General features: G+C 72.0%; 17 protein-coding genes. 12 read left to right on the top strand and 5 right to left on the bottom strand.

From position 1 onward, the window contains the following. Position 1 precedes the first annotated feature (1 nt). Positions 2-592, top strand: coding sequence for a flavin reductase family protein (locus tag ACZYRU_RS26060; RefSeq protein WP_488960019.1), 591 nt, complete (start codon positions 2-4; stop codon positions 590-592). Between the two features lie 30 nt (positions 593-622). Here ACZYRU_RS26060 and ACZYRU_RS26055 read toward each other — a convergent pair whose 3' ends face one another. Together ACZYRU_RS26055 and ACZYRU_RS26050 are read right to left on the bottom strand one after the other, a co-directional pair. Continuing rightward, positions 623-1,846, bottom strand: coding sequence for an aminotransferase-like domain-containing protein (locus ACZYRU_RS26055; protein WP_488960018.1), 1,224 nt, complete (start codon positions 1,844-1,846; stop codon positions 623-625). Continuing rightward, positions 1,843-2,484, bottom strand: coding sequence for a TetR/AcrR family transcriptional regulator (locus ACZYRU_RS26050; RefSeq protein WP_488960017.1), 642 nt, complete (start codon positions 2,482-2,484; stop codon positions 1,843-1,845). The genes ACZYRU_RS26055 and ACZYRU_RS26050 overlap by 4 nt, the downstream gene beginning before the upstream one ends. Before the next feature lie 115 nt (positions 2,485-2,599). On the opposite strand from ACZYRU_RS26050, the gene ACZYRU_RS26045 reads away from it, so the two are divergent. The 5 genes from ACZYRU_RS26045 to ACZYRU_RS26025 are packed head-to-tail and all read left to right on the top strand — an operon-like array spanning position 2,600 to position 8,495. Beyond that, positions 2,600-3,529 carry an ABC transporter substrate-binding protein gene (locus tag ACZYRU_RS26045; RefSeq protein WP_488960016.1) on the top strand — a complete coding sequence of 310 codons (930 nt, stop codon included), beginning with the start codon at positions 2,600-2,602 and terminating at the stop codon, positions 3,527-3,529. After that, complete coding sequence (locus ACZYRU_RS26040) at positions 3,526-4,425, top strand: amino acid ABC transporter permease (protein ID WP_488960015.1); 900 nt, start codon at positions 3,526-3,528, stop codon at positions 4,423-4,425. The genes ACZYRU_RS26045 and ACZYRU_RS26040 overlap by 4 nt, the downstream gene beginning before the upstream one ends. Further along, positions 4,425-5,186, top strand: a complete 762-nt coding sequence (locus tag ACZYRU_RS26035) for an amino acid ABC transporter ATP-binding protein (RefSeq protein WP_488960014.1) — start codon at positions 4,425-4,427, stop codon at positions 5,184-5,186. Before ACZYRU_RS26040 ends, ACZYRU_RS26035 begins: the two co-directional genes overlap by 1 nt. Positions 5,187-5,190: 4 nt before the next feature. After that, on the top strand, positions 5,191-6,870 hold the full coding sequence (locus tag ACZYRU_RS26030) for an amidohydrolase (RefSeq protein WP_488960013.1): 1,680 nt from the start codon (positions 5,191-5,193) through the stop codon (positions 6,868-6,870). Further along, positions 6,867-8,495: a thiamine pyrophosphate-binding protein gene (locus ACZYRU_RS26025; RefSeq protein ID WP_488960012.1), complete on the top strand. Its 1,629-nt coding sequence runs from the start codon at positions 6,867-6,869 to the stop codon at positions 8,493-8,495. Before ACZYRU_RS26030 ends, ACZYRU_RS26025 begins: the two co-directional genes overlap by 4 nt. A gap of 45 nt (positions 8,496-8,540) precedes the next feature. On the opposite strand, the gene ACZYRU_RS26020 is transcribed toward ACZYRU_RS26025, so the two are convergent. Next, entirely contained in the window at positions 8,541-8,912 is a 372-nt protein-coding gene (locus ACZYRU_RS26020) for a hypothetical protein (protein ID WP_488960011.1), read from the bottom strand. A 12-nt stretch (positions 8,913-8,924) separates the two neighbouring features. Continuing rightward, positions 8,925-9,287 carry a nuclear transport factor 2 family protein gene (locus ACZYRU_RS26015; RefSeq protein ID WP_488960010.1) on the bottom strand — a complete coding sequence of 121 codons (363 nt, stop codon included), beginning with the start codon at positions 9,285-9,287 and terminating at the stop codon, positions 8,925-8,927. Between the two features lie 146 nt (positions 9,288-9,433). On the opposite strand from ACZYRU_RS26015, the gene ACZYRU_RS26010 reads away from it, so the two are divergent. Continuing rightward, positions 9,434-10,510 (top strand): acyl-CoA dehydrogenase family protein, encoded by a 1,077-nt coding sequence (locus ACZYRU_RS26010; protein WP_488960009.1) that lies wholly within the window; start codon positions 9,434-9,436, stop codon positions 10,508-10,510. Between the two features lie 69 nt (positions 10,511-10,579). Here ACZYRU_RS26010 and ACZYRU_RS26005 read toward each other — a convergent pair whose 3' ends face one another. Next, complete coding sequence (locus ACZYRU_RS26005) at positions 10,580-11,908, bottom strand: FAD-dependent oxidoreductase (protein ID WP_488960008.1); 1,329 nt, start codon at positions 11,906-11,908, stop codon at positions 10,580-10,582. 76 nt (positions 11,909-11,984) lie between these two features. Between ACZYRU_RS26005 and ACZYRU_RS26000 the strand changes: the two genes are divergently transcribed. From ACZYRU_RS26000 to ACZYRU_RS25980, 5 genes are all read left to right on the top strand, one after another. After that, entirely contained in the window at positions 11,985-13,601 is a 1,617-nt protein-coding gene (locus ACZYRU_RS26000; RefSeq protein ID WP_488960007.1) for an MFS transporter, read from the top strand. Beyond that, positions 13,598-14,392: an SDR family NAD(P)-dependent oxidoreductase gene (locus tag ACZYRU_RS25995; RefSeq protein WP_488960006.1), complete on the top strand. Its 795-nt coding sequence runs from the start codon at positions 13,598-13,600 to the stop codon at positions 14,390-14,392. Before ACZYRU_RS26000 ends, ACZYRU_RS25995 begins: the two co-directional genes overlap by 4 nt. A 101-nt stretch (positions 14,393-14,493) precedes the next feature. Further along, positions 14,494-15,282, top strand: a complete 789-nt coding sequence (locus tag ACZYRU_RS25990; RefSeq protein WP_488960005.1) for an enoyl-CoA hydratase/isomerase family protein — start codon at positions 14,494-14,496, stop codon at positions 15,280-15,282. A gap of 75 nt (positions 15,283-15,357) precedes the next feature. Beyond that, positions 15,358-15,774 carry a Zn-ribbon domain-containing OB-fold protein gene (locus ACZYRU_RS25985; protein WP_488960004.1) on the top strand — a complete coding sequence of 139 codons (417 nt, stop codon included), beginning with the start codon at positions 15,358-15,360 and terminating at the stop codon, positions 15,772-15,774. Further along, the gene (locus ACZYRU_RS25980) at positions 15,771-16,922 is read left to right on the top strand and encodes a thiolase family protein (RefSeq protein WP_488960003.1); all 1,152 of its coding nucleotides are present in this window, start codon (positions 15,771-15,773) and stop codon (positions 16,920-16,922) included. The genes ACZYRU_RS25985 and ACZYRU_RS25980 overlap by 4 nt, the downstream gene beginning before the upstream one ends. The last annotated feature ends 1 nt before the right edge of the window (position 16,923 follow it).

Raw genomic sequence — 16,923 nt, 5'->3', positions numbered from 1 at the left:
CATGGCCCACGACCACCTCGTCCTGCGCCCAGGCACCCCGGGCGTCAACGGCTACCGACTGCTGACCGCCCTCGTCGTACCCCGTCCGATCGCCTGGGTGTCCAGCCTCTCGGCCGCGGGCGTCGGCAACCTGGCCCCGCACTCCTTCTTCACCGTCGCGAGCGCCGACCCGCCGATCGTGCTGTTCACCTCGGTCGGGGCGAAGGACACGCTGCACAACATCCTCGAGACGCGCGAGTTCACCATCAACCTGGCGAGCCGACCGCTGATCGACGACGTCAACGCCTCCAGCGCCTCCTTCGCGCCCGGTGTCGACGAGGCGCGCGAGCTGGGCATCGCGATGGCGCCGAGCGCCGAGGTCCGGCCGCCCCGCGTCGCGGCGTCCCCCGCCTCGCTGGAGTGCCGGCTCCACGACACCCTGGTCGTCGGCGACTCGACCCTCGTCCTCGGCCTGGTCGTCGCCGTGACGCTCGACCCCGACGTGCTGGCCGACGGCCGCCCGGTCTTCGACCAGCTGGCGCCGCTCTCCCGGCTGGGCGGCAGCGAGTGGGGTCTGCCGCCCGAGGTCGTGCGCGTGACCCGGCCCGCCTGAGGACCTGCTCCCGCCACTGGCAGTGGTGGATCAGCTCGTCGCGGCGATGTCCTCGATCGCACCCATGATCCGTCGTACGCCGTCGGCGAGCACGTCCTCCTGCTCGAGCGAGTACGCCAGTCGCAGCTGCCGGGTCCCGCCGCCGTCGGCGTGGAACGCCGAGCCCGGCACGAAGACCACGCGCCGGTCGATGGCAGCGTCGAGGACCCGGTGGACGTCGATGCCCTCGGGCAGGGTGACCCAGGTGAAGAAGCCGCCGCGGGGGACCGACCACGTGACGCCCGCGGGCGCACTCTCCGCCAACGCATCGAGTACGGCGGCCGCCCGGGTCGCGTAGAGCTTGCGGGCGCGGTCGAGCACGCCGGGCCAGTCGTGGTGGAGGACGTACTGCTCCACCAGGGCCTGACTGAGCACCGAGGGGCAGATCGTGGTCGCCTCGGACGCCAGTTGCAGCGGGCGTCGTACGGCTTCGGGGGCGACGGCCCAGCCGACGCGCAGGCCAGGGGCGACCACCTTGGAGAACGAGCCGAGGTAGATGACGTTGTCAGGATCGAGCGCGCGCAGGCTCGGCATGCTCGAGCCGTCGAAGGACAGCAGCCCGTAGGGGTTGTCCTCGATGACGGCGATCCCGGCGGCCCGGCAGATGCGCACGACCTCCGGCCGGCGCTCGGCCGCGAGGGTGACGCCGCTGGGGTTGTTGAAGTTCGGGATCGTGTAGAGGGCCTTGACCCGGCGACCCTCCGCACGAACCCGCGCCAAGGTCTCCTCGAGCCCGCCGGGCACGATGCCGTCGGCGTCCATGGGGACGTGGACGACGTCGACCTGCATGCCGGCGAACAGCCCGAGCGCGCCGACGTACGTCGGTCCCTCGGCCAGGATGACGTCGCCCGGGTCGCACAGCAGCTTGACCACCAGGTCGAGCGCCATCTGCGAGCCCGCGGTGACCTGGACGTGCGCCGGGTCGACCTGGATGCCCTCGGCGGCCATGGTGCGCGCGACCGCCTCGCGGGCACCGGCGGTCCCCGTGCCGCTGCCGTACTGCAGGACGTCGAGCCCGTCGCGGGCCACCGCCCGCGCGGCGACGTCCGCGAGGGCGTCGAGGGGGAGCACGGACAGGTCGGGGTTGCCGCCGGCCAGCGAGATGACGTCGGGCTCCATCGACACCTCCCAGAAGTCCCGCACGGGGGAGGGGCGGAACCCGCTGGCGCGACCCGCGAGGAGCGAGGGCAGGAGGGATGCGGGTGCGGTGGTCATCGGATGCCTCCGTCCAGGTCGACGCCGAGCGCGGTCGCGGCGAAGTCGATGAGCAGCGCGTGCATGCGCTGCGGGTCCATGTCGTAGGTCCCGTTGACGGACTGGACGGCGAGGCCGTCGGCGAGCCCGACGAGGAGGCCGGCCAGGTCGGCGGGGGAGTAGTGGCTCTCGCAGTCGGCCATCGCGTCGGTGAGGACGTCGGTGAACAGCTCGTGCCACAGGGCGAGGCGCTCGTTGACCTTCGCCCGTACGTCGGGGTCGAGACGGGCCGCCGCGGTCACCTCGATCCAGAATCCCCAGGCGTCGGCGAAGTCCTTCTCGCCGGCCACGGCGTAGTCGAGCAGCGCCCGCAGCCGCACGAGCGGCGCCGCGTCGCGCTCGGCGATGGCGCGCCACTCGTCCTGCGACTCGGTCATCCGGTGCTCGATGCAGCCGGCGACCAGCCGGTCACGGGTGCGGAAGTGGTGCTGGAGCTGGCCGATGCTGTGGCCGCTCGCCTCGGACACGGCCGCGAAGGTGCACCCCGCGACGCCGGTCGCCACGATCACGTCCGCCGTGTGGCGCAGGATCTCGGCCCTGCGCTCGGCGATCGCCTCGTCGGTCACCGCATTGGTCCTGCGCGGCGTGGTGGTCGGCATCGCGTCTCCTCCCGATTTCGGACCTGCCCCTTGACAGTGTCACCGGTCACACAAACAATAAGTTGAGCATATTGAAGTTGGCAACCCGGTTCGGGTGCCCGATGGAAGGTCCACCATGTCGCCTCGCATTCGTACGACGCTCGCCGCCCTCACCCTGCTGACGCTCGGTGCCACGAGCGCCGGGTGCAGCAACACCGAGTCCACCGCGGACGCTGCCGAGAAGGCCGGCATCGGCACGGGTGGCCGGGACAGGGCGGAGGCGGTGAAGACCGATCCCGACGTGCAGGCGCTGGTGCCCGCGACCGTCGCCGACGCCGGCGTGCTCACCGTGGTCACCGACCCCACCTACGCGCCGATGGAGTTCACCGACGACAAGGGCGCCATCGTGGGCCTCGACCCCGACATCGCCGTGGCGGTCGCGCACAAGATGGGCGTCGAGGCGAAGTTCGAGAAGGGCGACTTCAACGGCATCATCGCCGGCATCGAGGCCGGCCGGTACGACGCCTCGTGGGCGTCGTTCTCCGTGACCGCCGAGCGCCAGCAGCGCGTCGACATGGTCAGCTACATCAACAGCGGCACCTCGGTCCTGGTCCCGCACGGCAACCCCGACAAGGTCGCCGCGATCACCGACCTGTGCGGCAGGACCGTCGCCGCCCAGACCGGCAACACCCAGGCACTGACCACGCTGCCGGCCTTCCAGAAGGACTGCGCCGACGCCGGCCTGGCGAAGATCACCGAGCTGATCCTCCCGCAGCAGGACAACGTCAACCAGGCGGTCTCGACCGGCCGCGCCGACGCCCTGCTCGCGGACAGCGCCCTCACCGCCTACTACGCGCAGCTCCAGCCGGACGCCTTCAGCCAGGTCGACGACATCTTCGTCGAGCCCGCCCTGCTCGGCGCGATCACCAAGAAAGACACCGGCCTGGCCGCGGCCATCGAGGCGGCCGTCACCTCGCTGATCGAGGACGGCACGTACGCCGAGCTCCTCGACGCGTGGGGCCTCGGCGCCGCCGCGATCGACGGGTCGGGGGTGAACCAGGGATGAGCGCCGTCGCCTCCACGGAGCACGAGCGGATCGACCTCGTCGCGATGTCCGGCAAGCCGGTGCTCCGGCGCCGGCGTCCGGGGCAGCTGGTGGTCGTCGTCCTGCTGGTCCTCGCGGTCGTCTGGGCGGCCGGCACACTGGTCACCAACGACGGCTTCGACTGGCCGGTCGTCGGACGCTACCTGTTCGACACGCGGATCCTGGCGGGACTGCTCGTCACCATCCAGCTGACTGTGATCGCCGAGGTGATCGGCATCGTCGGCGGCCTCGTCCTCGCCGTGATGCGGATGAGCGACAGTCGGGTCATCGCCGGGGTGGCCGGCGGCTACATCTGGTTCTTCCGCGGCACCCCGCTCCTGGTCCAGCTGCTGTTCTGGGGCTTCGCCGCGGCGATCTTCCCCGAGGTCGGCATCGGCGTCCCGTTCGGTGGCCCGATGCTCGCCTCCTGGGACACCAACCAGGTGATCTCGCTGATGACCGCCGCCATCCTCGGCCTCGGCCTCAACGAGGCGGCCTACACGGCCGAGGTCGTGCGCGCCGGGCTGCTCAGCGTGCCGAAGGGGCAGGCCGAGGCCAGCCGCGCGATGGGCTTCAGCGGCCTGCAGACGCTGCGCCACGTCGTCGTTCCCCAGGCGATGAAGGTGATCATCCCGCCGATCGGCAACAACGTGAACGCCATGCTGAAGACGACCTCGCTGGTCGTCGTGATCGGAGTGGGCGACGTCCTCTACAACGCCCAGCAGATCTACGCCAAGAACCTCGAGCAGATCCCGCTGCTCATCGTCGCCAGCATCTGGTACCTCGTGCTGACCACGCTCGTCGGGCTCGGCCAGAGCCGCCTGGAGCGACGGTTCTCGCGCGACGCCGTACCCCTGACCCTGAGGGAGGCCCGCTGATGGCCGCCACCGTCGAGTTCCTGAACGTCCACAAGAGCTTCGGCCATGTCGAGGTCCTCAAGGGCGTCGACTTCGTCGTCGAGCCGTCGCAGGTCGTCTGCGTGATCGGGCCCTCGGGCTCGGGCAAGTCGACCCTGCTGCGCTGCGTCAACCACCTCGAGGTCACCACCTCGGGCGCGATCCTGGTCGACGGCTCGATGGTCGGGTACGACGTCCGCGGGGACCGCCTCGTCGAGGCGCCCGAGGCCGAGATCGACCGGCGCCGCGCGAAGATCGGCATGGTCTTCCAGGGGTTCAACCTGTTCGGGCACATGACGGCGCTCGAGAACGTCATGTTCGGGCCGGTGCGGCTGCTGAAGACGCCGAAGGCCGAAGCCGAGCGGCAGGCACGCGCCCTCCTCGAGCGGGTCGGCCTGGCCGACCGTGCCGGCAACTACCCCTCGCAGCTGTCCGGCGGGCAGCAGCAGCGGGTCGCGATCGCGCGGGCGCTGTCGATGAAGCCCGACGTGATGCTCTTCGACGAGCCGACCTCGGCGCTCGACCCCGAGCTGGTCGGCGAGGTGCTCGACGTGATGAAGCAGCTCGCCGCCGACGGCATGACGATGATCGTGGTGACCCACGAGATGGGCTTCGCCCGCGAGGTCGCCGACGTCGTCGTGTTCATGGACGGCGGCGTCATCGTCGAGCAGGGCGCGCCCGACGACGTCCTGCTCCGGCCGCAGCACGCCCGCACCCAGTCCTTCCTGTCCAAGGTGATCTGACCTGATGCGCAAGCTCTCGACCTTCCACCGCCCGGCCGCCTCCGCGAGCGCGGTCCTGCTCACTGGCGGCACGATCCACACCCTCGAGCCCGGGCCGGCGCCGGAGGCGGTGCTGGCCTTCGGGGCCGACGTCGTCGCCGTCGGCACGCTCGAGGAGTGCCGTGCCGCTGCATCCGTCCTCGGCGCCGGGCCCGAGGTCGTCGACCTCGCCGGCGCGACGCTCGTGCCCGGCTTCATCGACGCCCACGCCCACCCGCTGATGCTCGGCCAGATGATGACCTGGGTCGACTGCGGTCCCGCGCGGGCCGGGTCGATCCCGGAGATCGTCGCCCTGCTGCGCGAGGCCGCGGCCGGTACGCCGGGGGGCCGCCCCGTGCGCGGCTTCGGCTACGAGCACCGCAACCTCGCCGAGGGCCGCCACCCCACCCGGCACGAGCTCGACCAGGTCGCCACCGACCGCGAGGTCTACCTGATGAACGCGTCGGGTCACGGCGGGGTCGTCAACTCCTTCACCCTCGCGCTGCACGGCGTCGACCGCGACACCCCCGACCCCCAGGGCGGCGTCTTCTTCCGCGACGCAGACGGCGAGCTGACCGGCGAGCTCTCCGACGCGGCCTGCAACGTCCTCACCGGGGTGCACGGCGTGAAGATCGGCCACCACGGACCGAACTTCCACCTCGCCGACGAGCCTGAGGAGCACCTGCGCCAGCTCGCCGCCGCCCAGGAGCGCTTCCTCGCCGGCGGCGTCACCACGATCGGCGATGCCCAGGTCTCCCGGCGCGAGCTCGACATGTACCTGCGTCTCGCGGCCGAGGACGGCCTGCACACGCGGGTCAGCATGTACCTGCTCTCGCACCTGCTCGACGACGCTCTCGAGATGGGACTGCACGCCGCGTTCGGCAACGACGTGCTGAGCTTCGCCGGCATCAAGCTGTACGCCGACGGCACGCTCGGCGGCTGGACGGCGTACTTCCCCGACGGCTACGTCGGCGACCCGTGCCGCACCGGGCAGCTCTACCACCAGCCGGAGGAGTACCGGGACCTGGTCCGACGGGCCCACCTGGCCGGCCTGCAGACCGCCACCCACGCCCAGTCGCCCACCGCCATCGAGATGGTCGTCGGCGCGATCGAGGACGCCCAGGCCGAGCGACCGGACACCGACGCGCGACACCGGATCGAGCACTGCGGCCTGCCGACCCCCGAGCAGATCGGGCGGATGGCGGCCGCGGGGATCTGGCCGGTCAACCAGCCCCAGCACCACTACAACTGGGGCGAGGGCGTCACCGCCGCGGTCGGCACGCCCGGTGAGCGGTTCAACCCGCTCGGGGAGCTCGCCGCGGCCGGCGTACCGGTCACCATCAGCTCGGATGCGCCGGTCGCCGATCCGCTGCCGATGGAGGCGATCCAGGCTGCCGTGACCCGGGTCACCCGGCGCGGCGTCCAGCTCGGGCCGGACACCCTGGCCATCGCCCCGCTCGACGCGCTGCGCGCCCACACCATCAACGCGGCTCACGCGATCGGACGTGAGGGCGACCTCGGCTCCATCGCGCCCGGCAAGCGGGCCGACTTCGCGGTCCTCTCCGCCGACCCGCTCGCCACGAACCCCAGCGAGATCGCCGCCATCGAGGTCCTGCAGACCTGGGTGGGCGGCGTCGTCCGACACACCAAGGAGTCCCCGCAGTGACCACCGCGAGCAGTGCCGCCCACAACACCGGCCTCGCCGTCATGACCGTGCTGCGCAGCTACGGCATCGACACGATCTTCGGCATCCCGGGCACGCACAACCTCGAGCTCTACCGGCACCTGCCCGGGCTCGGCATCCACCCGGTGACCACGCGCCACGAGCAGGGTGCCGGGTACGCCGCGGACGGCTGGGCGCAGCAGACCGGCCTGCCCGGCGTCGTCATCACGACCTCCGGCCCCGGCCTGCTCAACGCGCTCTCCGCCGCGGCCACCTCCTACTGCGAGTCCCGGCCGATGATCGTCATCTCGCCCGGGCCGGCTCGCGGCCAGGAGGGTGCCGACCGCGGCACACTCCACGAGACCAAGGACACCAGCGGTGCGGCGGCCGCGGTCATGCAGTGGAGCCGCCGGGTCTCCTCCGCCGAGGAGGCGGTCGAGGCCGTGCACGACGCCTTCGCCCTGTTCCGCGGCTCGCGTTCCCGTCCGGTGCACATCGAGATCCCCCTCGACGTCCTCGAGGCGGAGGTGGAGGTCGCTGCCGACCTGCTCGCCGCACGCCCGGCTCCGGTCCCGCAGCGGGCGGACGGGTCCGCGATCGGTGCCGCTGTGACGGCGCTGGCCGGAGCGTCCGACGTCGTGGTCCTGGCGGGTGGCGGCTCGCTGCCCGCCGGCGACGACGTACGTCGCCTGGTCGAGCTCCTCGACGCGCCCGTCGTGACCACGCTCAACGGCAAGGCGTCGGTGCCCGAGTCGCACCCGCTGTCGCTGGGCGCCGACATCCGTACCCCGGCGGCGCAGAAGGCGTGCGGCGGAGCCGATGTCCTCCTCGTGCTCGGGTCGAAGGTCGGCGAGGCCGAGCTGTGGGGCGGTGTGGTCGAGCCGACCGGCACCGTCGTCCGCGTCGACGTCCTCGAGACCCAGATGGACGTCAACCTCGCGGCCGACATCCGCCTTGTCGGCGACAGCGCGGCCGTCGTACCGCAGCTCGTCGAGGCACTGGAGCGGACCGGCGTTCGCGGCCGTGGCCGCGGCGCCGCGGGCGCCGCCGTGCTGCGCGACGAGATCCGTGCCCAGTCCGCCGGGACCGCGCCCGACCTCGTCGCACTGACCCGTGAGCTGGTCGCCGGGATGCCCCTCGGCGCGATCGTCGCCGGGGACTCGTCGCAGGTCACCTACTTCGGGACCTCCTCGATCGCCCAGGACCGGCCGCACTCGTTCCTCTACATGCCGGCGTACGCGACCCTCGGCTACGGCCTGCCCGCCGCCATCGGCGCGAAGATCGCGGCCCCCGAGCGTGCCGTCGTCTGCGTGGCCGGCGACGGCGCGCTGATGTTCGCCATCCAGGAGCTCGCCACCGCCGTCGAGCAGTGCCTCGACCTGGTCGTCGTCTGCGTCGACAACGGCGGCTACGCCGAGATCAAGCAGAACGAGGCCGACCGTGGCATCGCGCCGATCGGCGTCGACCTCCACCAGCCCGACTGGGCGGCGCTGGGCCGGGCTTTCGGCGGCCACGGCACGCGCGTGGAGTCAGCCGCGGACCTCGCCGCCTCGATGCGGGAGGCGATCGCCGGTGGAGGGGTGCACGTCGTGCACGTCCCGCTGGCGATCTTCGCCGACCGGGGCTGAGCGACTCGTCGGCCGGCGACGTGCGGCGAGAGGGCCCGCGCCGCCTCAGCGGTCGGTGAACCGCACCTCGGGGCTGCGGCAGATCAGCAGGCGCCGGACCCGCGAACCGTCCTCGGTGACCTGCGCGCTCGCGTTGAAGGAGGCCTCGAACGCGCCGTCGCGGCGGGTCTCACCGAGCACGAGCTCGGTGCCGTCGATGCCGGCGCCCTGCAGGATGTGGTGGGTCAGCACGCTCACCTCGCGCTGGGCGAGGTAGACCTCGAGGCCGGCGCGGTCGCCGTCGAACTCGGCGGCATGGTCGCCGGTCGAGAAGAGGATCGAGAGCCGGAAGTCGTCGGTGATCATGTCGAGGACCCGCTCGGGAGTCGTCGAATCCATGATCTCGAACCAGTCGCGCAGCAGGGGGGTGGCACTCATCGGGTCGCCTCCTCAGGCGTCGGGCAGCAGAGCGTGTTCGGTGTCGAAGGAGACCTGGTACGCGGCGATCAGGCCGTCGTCGTCGATGCGCACCGAGGCCAGGAAGTAACCGGTCGTGGTCCGCTCGTTCTCGACGACCTTGCCGTAGACGAACTCGAGGTCGCCCGCGACGCTCTCCCGAAGCGTGACGTGACGGCGGACGACGTCGCCGCGCCCCGAGAGGTAGCTGCGCAGGTCCTCGCGGCGCGTGCCGCGGACGGCCTTGCCGGGCAGCAGGATCGCGGAGCGCACGTCGGGCGCGAGGAACGTCATCGCGGCGTCGAGGTCACCGCCGTCGACGGCGGCGTAGTAGCGGGCGAGCGTCGTGCTGGGCATGACCTGAACCTAGTTCAATTCGTATCTGGTGTCCAGTGTGCTTGCCCCCTGACTCTCTGTCCGCCTAGTCTGAACTGAACTGAACTCAATCCAATTTCGTGGAGGGCGCTGTGGTGCACCCCTGGCCAGAACTCGATCCCGCGCTCATGGCGCCCGTCGCCGAGCGCGAGCAGCTGCGCGACGTCGTCCGCGGACTGCTGCAGAAGCACGCCGACCACGAGCAGGTCCGCGCGTCGGCCGACCCGGCGCCGGGATACTCCGAGGAGCTCTGGCATCGACTCAACGCCGAGGTCGAGATCGGCCGGGTGGCGGTCCCCGAGGCGGTGGGCGGTCACGGCTTCGGGATCGCCGACCTCGCCGTCGTCCTCGAGGAGTGCGGAGCCGCTCTGCTGCCCGAGCCGGTGCTCAGCTCGGCGGTGCTCGGGTGCCAGGCGCTGGCGGCGGCGGATCAGCCGGCGGGGATCGCCGACCTCCTGGAGCCTGCTCTTGCCGGAGCTGTCGTCGTCACCGTGTCGCTCGGTGGCTCGCTCCTCACGGCCGAACGCACGGGGGGCGAGTGGCTGGTCCGCGGTCGCCGTGAGCGCGTGCTCCACGGCTCCGCGGCGGACCTGGTCCTCGTGGACGCTGCGACGTCCGAGGGGTCGGCGCTGTTCGCGCTGCGGGCCGAGGACCTGGAGGTCGCCGCGCGCACGACCATGGACCCGACCCGCCGACAGGCCGACCTGTCGGCCGGCTCCGTCCCGGCGCGCTGCGTCGTGGGCCCGGAGCGCTACCCGCGGATCGCCGAGCGGCTCCGGATCCTGAGTGACCTCGCGGTCGCCGCCGAGCACAGCGGGATCGTCGCGGAGCTGCTCGGGAGCACGGTGGAGTACGTCGAGCAGCGTGAGCAGTTCGGTCGCGCGATCGGCTCGTTCCAGGTGGTCAAGCACCGTCTCGCCGATGTCCTCGTCGACCGGGAGCGGTCCTGGTCTGCGTCGCGCTGTGCCGCGCTCGCGTTCGACGCGGGTCCGGCCGCGGCCGCACTTCCTGCGACCATCGCCGCCGCGGTCTGTGCCGACGCCGCGATGCGCGCGGCCCACGAAGCGGTGCAGCTGCACGGCGGCATCGGCTTCACCTGGGAGCACCGCGCGCACTACTACGTCCGACGGGTGCTGGGCGACGAGGGCCTGTTCGGCTCGTCGCGGGAGCATCGGGCCCGGGTCGCGGACCTCGTCGGCATCTGATCGGCGCACGCGGCGAAGGGGCGCCCGGCTCGGCCGGGCGCCCCTTCGTTCGTGTCGGGGGAGCGGTCCTCAGGTGGTGACCGTGGCGGACGCGGTCGCGGCGGCCGTCAGCCCGAACACCAGGGCCGAGGCGAGTCCGCCGGCGTACGCGCGGTGGTAGAGGCCGCCGGTGTCGGAGCCGGCGCACAGCAGGCCGGGGATCGGTGTACCCGCGGTGTCGAGCACCCGGGCGCGGTCGTCGATCCGGATCCCGTGGAAGGGGAAGGTCACCGCAGGCACGCACTCGACCACGTACCACGGCCCCTCGTCGATCGGCGCCGGGTCCTTCCTGCGCTCGGGAGCCATGGGTTCGCCGGCCGCGGCCGCCCGGTTGAACTCGTCGATCGCGGCACGGATCGCCGCGCCGTCGTAGCCCCATTCCTCCGGGAGGTAGTCCAGCTCGTCGAGCGTCTCGGCCAGGCCGACACGACCGCCGCGCCGGCTGGCGAGGGCGAACTTGTCGACGGCGACCGCGCCCTCGACGTACGACGTGACGATCCACTCCCGGTGGACCCGGGCATCGCAGATCAGCAGGCCGCGCGACTCCGGCTGCTCCAGCAGCGCGACCGTCGTCAGGTGGTCGCCCAGGGTCTCGTCGGCGAACCGCCGGTTGTCGAGGTTGAACAGCAGGGCGTGCTCGCTGTAGTAGAGCGAGAGGTCGACGAAGTCCGCCGGGTCGGCGAAAGGGATCCCGCTCGGGATCAGGTGGCCGTAGAAGCCGGCGTCCTCGGCTCCGGTCGCGGCGCCGGCGGCGGTGGCCAGCCGGTAGCCCGCACCGGCACTGCGCGGGTTGGAGCGCAGCTGCATGTCGCCGGCCCGCGGGTGGACCTTGTCGGCCAGCAGTGCCGGGTCGCCCTGGAAGCCGCCGGTCGCAAGCAGGGTCCAGCGAGCCCGGATCTCCTCGGGTCCGTCCGGTCCGGCCACCTCGGCGCCCACGACCCGACCCCCGTCGGTGAGAAGGCGGCTGGTCTCGGTGTGCAGCCGGACCTGCCCGCCGGCCTCGACGACGATCCGGCGGCAGAGGTCGACGTACTGGTTGGTGTCGAACTGGTGGCCGCTGCCGAAGCCGAGGACCGGCACCGCGTCGCGCGTCTCGACGCCGATCGACCGGATCCACTCGACGCCGTCGGGGAAGCGATCGACCAAGGCGTGCCCCAACCGTACGTCGCCGCGCGGGTTGACCTCGTCCATGACCTCGCGGCTGGGCGCGGTCCATGCGTACCCCGCGAAGCGCGCCGATCCGCCGACGTCGTCGCCGACCTCGACGACCACCACGCGCTGGCCGTCCCTTGCGGCGCGCGCGGCTGCCGTGAGGCCCGCCATCCCGGCGCCGATGACCAGCAGATCCGTCTCGACCATCTCGCTGTCGTCCCTTCCGTTGGTGATGCTCGCTAGCCTAAACTAAACTCACTTCAGTTCAAGAGGGTGGTGGAGCATGGACGCCGAGTCCGTACGCCGGGCAGCCGTGTCGACCGGGCCGGGTGCGGCGCTGCGGGTGCGGATCTTCCGCCTGCTGATCGGCGTGCAGCTCGTCAACGCGATCGCGGTCTGGGTCCACGTGGTCGGTGTGCAGTGGCTGCTCACCGAGCGCGGCGAGGCCGCCGTCGTGGTCGCCCTCGCCCCTGCGGCGATGTCGCTGCCGTTCATCGCGCTCGCGTTGCCCGTGGGCGTCGTCGTCAGCCACGCGCCACGGCAGCGGATGATCGGGTGCGCGGTCGCGGTGTCCGGCCTCGCCTCCGTCGCCGCGTCGGTGTTGGTCCTCACTGGTGCGGATCGTGCGGCACCACTCCTGGTCACGGTCCTGGTGGTCGGCACGGCGCTGGTCGTGGTCGGCGTTGCGTGGCAGTCGCTGCTGCCGGAGGTCGTCCCCCGGGCGGCGGTGCCGTCGGCCGCCATGGTCGACGGGGCCGTGTTCAACATCGCCCGCGCCGTCGGGCCGCTCACGGCCGGCATCGTCCTCGGTGTCAGTGGACCGTTCGTCCTCTTCGGGGCGGTCGCCGCGCTGTTCGCGTCGGGCGTGCTGTTGCTGGCGGTCGCCGGTCCCGCGGGTGCGGTCCGCGCGCCGCGGACCGAGTCCATCGGAGCGGCCGTCCGGGGTGCGCTCTGGTTCGTGCGGCACTCGCCGTGGACCCGTGGCCTGCTGCTGCGCATGGTGCTGTTCGGACTCCCGGCCAGCGCCCTGTGGGCGCTGGTCTCGCTGGCCGTGCACGACCTGATGGGCCTGGGGGCCGCGGGCTTCGGCATCGCCATGGGCCTGCTCGGGGTCGGCGCGGTGACCGCGGCGTTCGCCCTCGGCCGGGTCCGGGCCCGGCTGCCTGCCCACCACTTCGTCGCCCTCCTCGCCTCCGGCTACGCCGCCAACCTGCTGGCCCTCGGCCTGGTGCGCCAGCTGTGGCTGCTGGCGCCGTTCCTCCTGCTGGCCGGCGTCGGCTGGGTCGCCGTGCAGAGCACGTGGATGATGCTGGCCCACCAGGCGCTGCCCGACTGGGTGCGGCCGCGGGTGATCGCGCTGGTGCTCATGCTCTTCCAGGGTGCCCAGGCGGTCGGGGCGCTGGCGTGGGGTGCGGCCGCGGACGCCATCGGCATCGACCGAGCGCTCGGGCTCGCTGCCGTCCTGCTCGTCGCGTACGCGGGCTGGCTCGCCCTGGGCGGACTGCGCTCGAGCGTCGGCATCGAGCCGGTGCTCGCGGTCCCCGATGCCGCGATCCCCGCCCTGGCCCAGAGGGCCGGGGACGGCGAGCTGGTGGTGCGGTACGAGTACCTCGTCCCCCGGGGCAAGGAGCCCGCCTTCCGGCGGGCCATGGCCGACCTGCGCCTGTCCCGGCTGCGGCTGGGCGCCCGGACGTGGAGCCTCGCGCCCGACCAGGGAGCCGGGGGGCGTTACGTCGAGAGCTATCTCGTCCGGGATCGCGCCCTCCTCGTCGAGCAGGAGACCACCCGGCTGACCGTTCCCGAGCGACGACTGCGCGATGCCGTGCGCGCGGTCAGCACGCAGACTGCCGGCCCGCTGTTGAAGGCGGCGGGACCGGATCGATCAGGAGGTAAGGGATGAACGACAACGCAGTGTCCGGCGCCCGGTTCGCCGGACGAACCGCGCTGGTGAGTGGTGGCGGCTCGGGGATCGGGGCCGCAGTGGCGCACCGGTTGGCGGCGGAGGGGGCGAGCGTGCACGTCGCCGATGTCGTCGCGGACAACGCCGCCGCGGTGGCGGGGGCCGTCGGCGGTACGGCGTACGGCGTCGACGTCGCCGATGCGGACGCCGTCGACGCGCTGGTCGCCGGCATCGCGGACCAGGGTCCGCTCGACGTCGTCGTGCACACGGCCGGTGTCGACGACCCGGTCGCCAAGGCCTGGATCCGTGAAGCCGGTGAGGGTGGCCGGCCGGTCGACGTCATCGGGCGCCTCGCGGACGAGCAGTGGCGGCGGGTGATGGCCATCAACCTCGACGGCACCTTCCACGTGCTGCGCGCGGCCGTGCGTGCCATGCGGCCCCAGGGGAACGGGGCCATCGTCACGGTCGGCTCGTCGGCGGCGTTCGACACGCTGGTCGGCTATCCCCACTACGCCGCGTCCAAGGCCGCCGTGCATGCCCTGTGCCAGTCCGTCGCCAAGGAGGCCATCGCGTACGGCATCCGGGTCAACACCGTCGCTCCCGGTCCCGTGGACACCCCGATGGCGGGGCGTACGCCGGCGTCGGTCCGCGCGGCCATGGAGGCGACTGGCGCTATCGGGTACGCCAGTGCGGAGGAGCTGGCCGACAACATCTGCTACCTCGCCTCGCCCGGTGCGTCGAACGTCGTGGGCGCCGTGCTGCTCAGCAACGGCGGGCGGTTCACGGTCTGAGCCCGGCGGACGCCGAGATTTCCGGGATCGTCGCTTGACAGGTCTACTGAACTCAGTTCAAACTAAACTGAATCCAGTTCGGTTCTGAAAGGACTAACGACATGGTGGACACCGACCACGTTCTTCTCGAGAAGGACGGCGACGTCGCCCGGGTGTGGCTCAACCGCCCGCACAAGAAGAACGCCGTCACGGTGGAGCTGCTGCACCGCCTCGACGAGATCATCAAGGAGGTCGACGAGGACCCTGACATGAAGGTCCTCGTCCTGCGCGGCGTGCAGAACCAGTTCTGCTCCGGCTTCGACCTCGACGAGCTGCTCTCCGACTTCATCGGCACCACCACGGCGATGGACGTCGCGGTGCTCAGCGCGCAGGTCTGCGACCGGCTGTACTCGATGAACACCCCCTCGGTCGCGGTCCTCGAGGGCTACGTCACCGCAGGCGGCTTCGAGCTGATGATCTCGTGCGACTTCGCGATCGCCTCGGACGACGCCAAGATCGGTGACTTCCACATCCGGCGCGCGCTCTTCGGCGGCGCCGGACCGATCTACCGTCTGCCGCGGATGATCGGCCTGCGCAAGACCAAGGAGCTCATGCTCACCGGCAAGCTCCTGTCCGGCCAGGAGGCCAAGGACTTCGACCTGATCAACGACTCAGCGCCGGCCGACCAGCTCGACCAGTGCGTCGAGGACTTCATCGGCACCCTCACCGACAAGTCCCCCTTCATGATGAAGCTGACGAAGATGGCCATCAACCAGGGCCTCGACGCCGACGTGAAGTCGCTCATGATCATGGAGCACCTGGCCGTCGGCAACGCACTGCAGTCCGAGGACGGCAAGGAGGGCGTCCAGGCGTTCCTGCAGAAGCGCGAGCCCAAGTGGGTCGGTCGCTGACCCGTCCGACCCCGTCCGCCCTGGACCAGTGAGGTCGGGGGAGTCCGTGCTGGAACCACTCGAGGAGACTGCGAGATGACCGCCGTGCCGGCCATGTCCGAAGCACCCCACCTGACGGGCAGTCGCTGCCGCGACTGCGGCAACGTCGCCTTTCCCGAGGCGACCGGCTGCCAGCGCTGCGGGGGCACCGACGTGGACGCCCTCGCACTGGCCGGCACTGGCACGGTGTGGGCCCACACGGTCCAGCGCTTCGCGCCCAAGTCTCCTCCGTACGTACCCGCGGCGGAGGGCTTCAGGCCCTTCGCCGTGGGGTACGTCGAGCTCCCCGACGGGGTCCGCGTTGAAGCCGTGCTCGAGGCCGCCACGATCGACGACCCGGCCGAGCTGACCGGCGCGACGGTCACTCTCGTCGCCACGACCCCGGTCCCGCGGTTCGCGACCCCGCAGTGGCTGGCCGCGGCCGGCCACGATGGCGAGGGAGGTCGGCGATGAGCGGCGAGGTCTCGATCATCGGCGCCGGACTGTCGAGGTTCGGTCGCCAGCCCGGTGTCACCGGGCGGCAGATGGCGGTCCAGGCCATCCACGCCGCCCTCGCCGATGCCGGCATCGCCTGGCCCGACGTGCAGGTCGCGTTCGGCGGCAGCGACGGGGCCGGCCTGGCCGACACCCTGGTCGCCGAGCTCGGCCTGACCGGCATCCCGTTCACGAACGTCAAGAACGGCTGCGCGACCGGCGGCAGCGCGCTGGTCGCCGCCGTCAACGCGATCCGCTCGGGTGCGGCCGAGATCGCAGTCGCGGTGGGCTTCGACAAGCATCCCCGGGGCGCCTTCGACCCGCGACCGGAGGACTGGGGGCTTCCGGTCGGCTACGGCGACGCGGGCCTGATGGTGACCACCCAGTTCTTCGCGATCAAGATCGCACGCTACCTGCGCGAGCACGACCTCCCGGAGAGCCTGCTGGCGCAGATCGCCGCCAAGGCCTACCGCAACGGCGTGCTCAACCCGAACGCCTGGCGTCGCGAGGCGTTGACAGAGGAGCAGGTGGCGTCGTCCGCCATGGTCAACGACCCGCTCACGCAGTACATGTTCTGCTCGCCCGGCGAAGGCGGCGCGGCGATCGTCGTGGCCAGCGCTGCCGCGGCGACGCGGCTGCGCGCCCGTGCTGTCAAGGTCCTGGCCGTCGCGCCACGCACCCGCGCCTTCGGCACCTTCGAGGTCTTCAGCCCCTCCATCCAGGGAGCGGGCGTGCCGACCAGCGTCAGCACCACCGCAGCCCGGGCGGCGTTCGAGATGGCCGGCGTCGGTCCGGAGGACATCGACGTCGCCCAGCTCCAGGACACCGAGGCCGGAGCGGAGCTGATGCACCTGGCCGAGTGCGGGTTCTGCGAACACGGCGAGCAGGAGAAGTGGATCAGCGCCGGTGAGACCGAGATCGGCGGTCGACTGCCCGTCAACACCGACGGCGGCTGCATCGCGAACGGCGAGCCGATCGGGGCCTCGGGCCTGCGTCAGGTCCACGAGATCGTGACCCAGCTGCGCGGCGAGGCCGGGGACCGACAGGTACCCGGAGCACCGCGCCTCGGCTTCACCCACGTGTACGGCGCGCCCGGCATCAGCGCCTGCACGGTGCTGGGGGCCTGAG

It is taken from the genome of Nocardioides sp. F233, assembly GCF_057813895.1.
Note: the sequence above shows the minus strand (reverse complement) of the source record. Positions and strands in the feature narration are given on the sequence as shown.

Coding starts and splice junctions, on each gene's coding strand:
- ACZYRU_RS26060 (WP_488960019.1), top strand. CDS start 2: ATGGCCCACGACCACCTCGTCCTGCGCCCAGGCACCCCGGGCGTCAAC.
- ACZYRU_RS26055 (WP_488960018.1), bottom strand. CDS start 1,846: ATGACCACCGCACCCGCATCCCTCCTGCCCTCGCTCCTCGCGGGTCGC.
- ACZYRU_RS26050 (WP_488960017.1), bottom strand. CDS start 2,484: ATGCCGACCACCACGCCGCGCAGGACCAATGCGGTGACCGACGAGGCG.
- ACZYRU_RS26045 (WP_488960016.1), top strand. CDS start 2,600: ATGTCGCCTCGCATTCGTACGACGCTCGCCGCCCTCACCCTGCTGACG.
- ACZYRU_RS26040 (WP_488960015.1), top strand. CDS start 3,526: ATGAGCGCCGTCGCCTCCACGGAGCACGAGCGGATCGACCTCGTCGCG.
- ACZYRU_RS26035 (WP_488960014.1), top strand. CDS start 4,425: ATGGCCGCCACCGTCGAGTTCCTGAACGTCCACAAGAGCTTCGGCCAT.
- ACZYRU_RS26030 (WP_488960013.1), top strand. CDS start 5,191: ATGCGCAAGCTCTCGACCTTCCACCGCCCGGCCGCCTCCGCGAGCGCG.
- ACZYRU_RS26020 (WP_488960011.1), bottom strand. CDS start 8,912: ATGAGTGCCACCCCCCTGCTGCGCGACTGGTTCGAGATCATGGATTCG.
- ACZYRU_RS26015 (WP_488960010.1), bottom strand. CDS start 9,287: ATGCCCAGCACGACGCTCGCCCGCTACTACGCCGCCGTCGACGGCGGT.
- ACZYRU_RS26010 (WP_488960009.1), top strand. CDS start 9,434: ATGGCGCCCGTCGCCGAGCGCGAGCAGCTGCGCGACGTCGTCCGCGGA.
- ACZYRU_RS26005 (WP_488960008.1), bottom strand. CDS start 11,908: ATGGTCGAGACGGATCTGCTGGTCATCGGCGCCGGGATGGCGGGCCTC.
- ACZYRU_RS26000 (WP_488960007.1), top strand. CDS start 11,985: ATGGACGCCGAGTCCGTACGCCGGGCAGCCGTGTCGACCGGGCCGGGT.
- ACZYRU_RS25995 (WP_488960006.1), top strand. CDS start 13,598: ATGAACGACAACGCAGTGTCCGGCGCCCGGTTCGCCGGACGAACCGCG.
- ACZYRU_RS25990 (WP_488960005.1), top strand. CDS start 14,494: ATGGTGGACACCGACCACGTTCTTCTCGAGAAGGACGGCGACGTCGCC.
- ACZYRU_RS25985 (WP_488960004.1), top strand. CDS start 15,358: ATGACCGCCGTGCCGGCCATGTCCGAAGCACCCCACCTGACGGGCAGT.
- ACZYRU_RS25980 (WP_488960003.1), top strand. CDS start 15,771: ATGAGCGGCGAGGTCTCGATCATCGGCGCCGGACTGTCGAGGTTCGGT.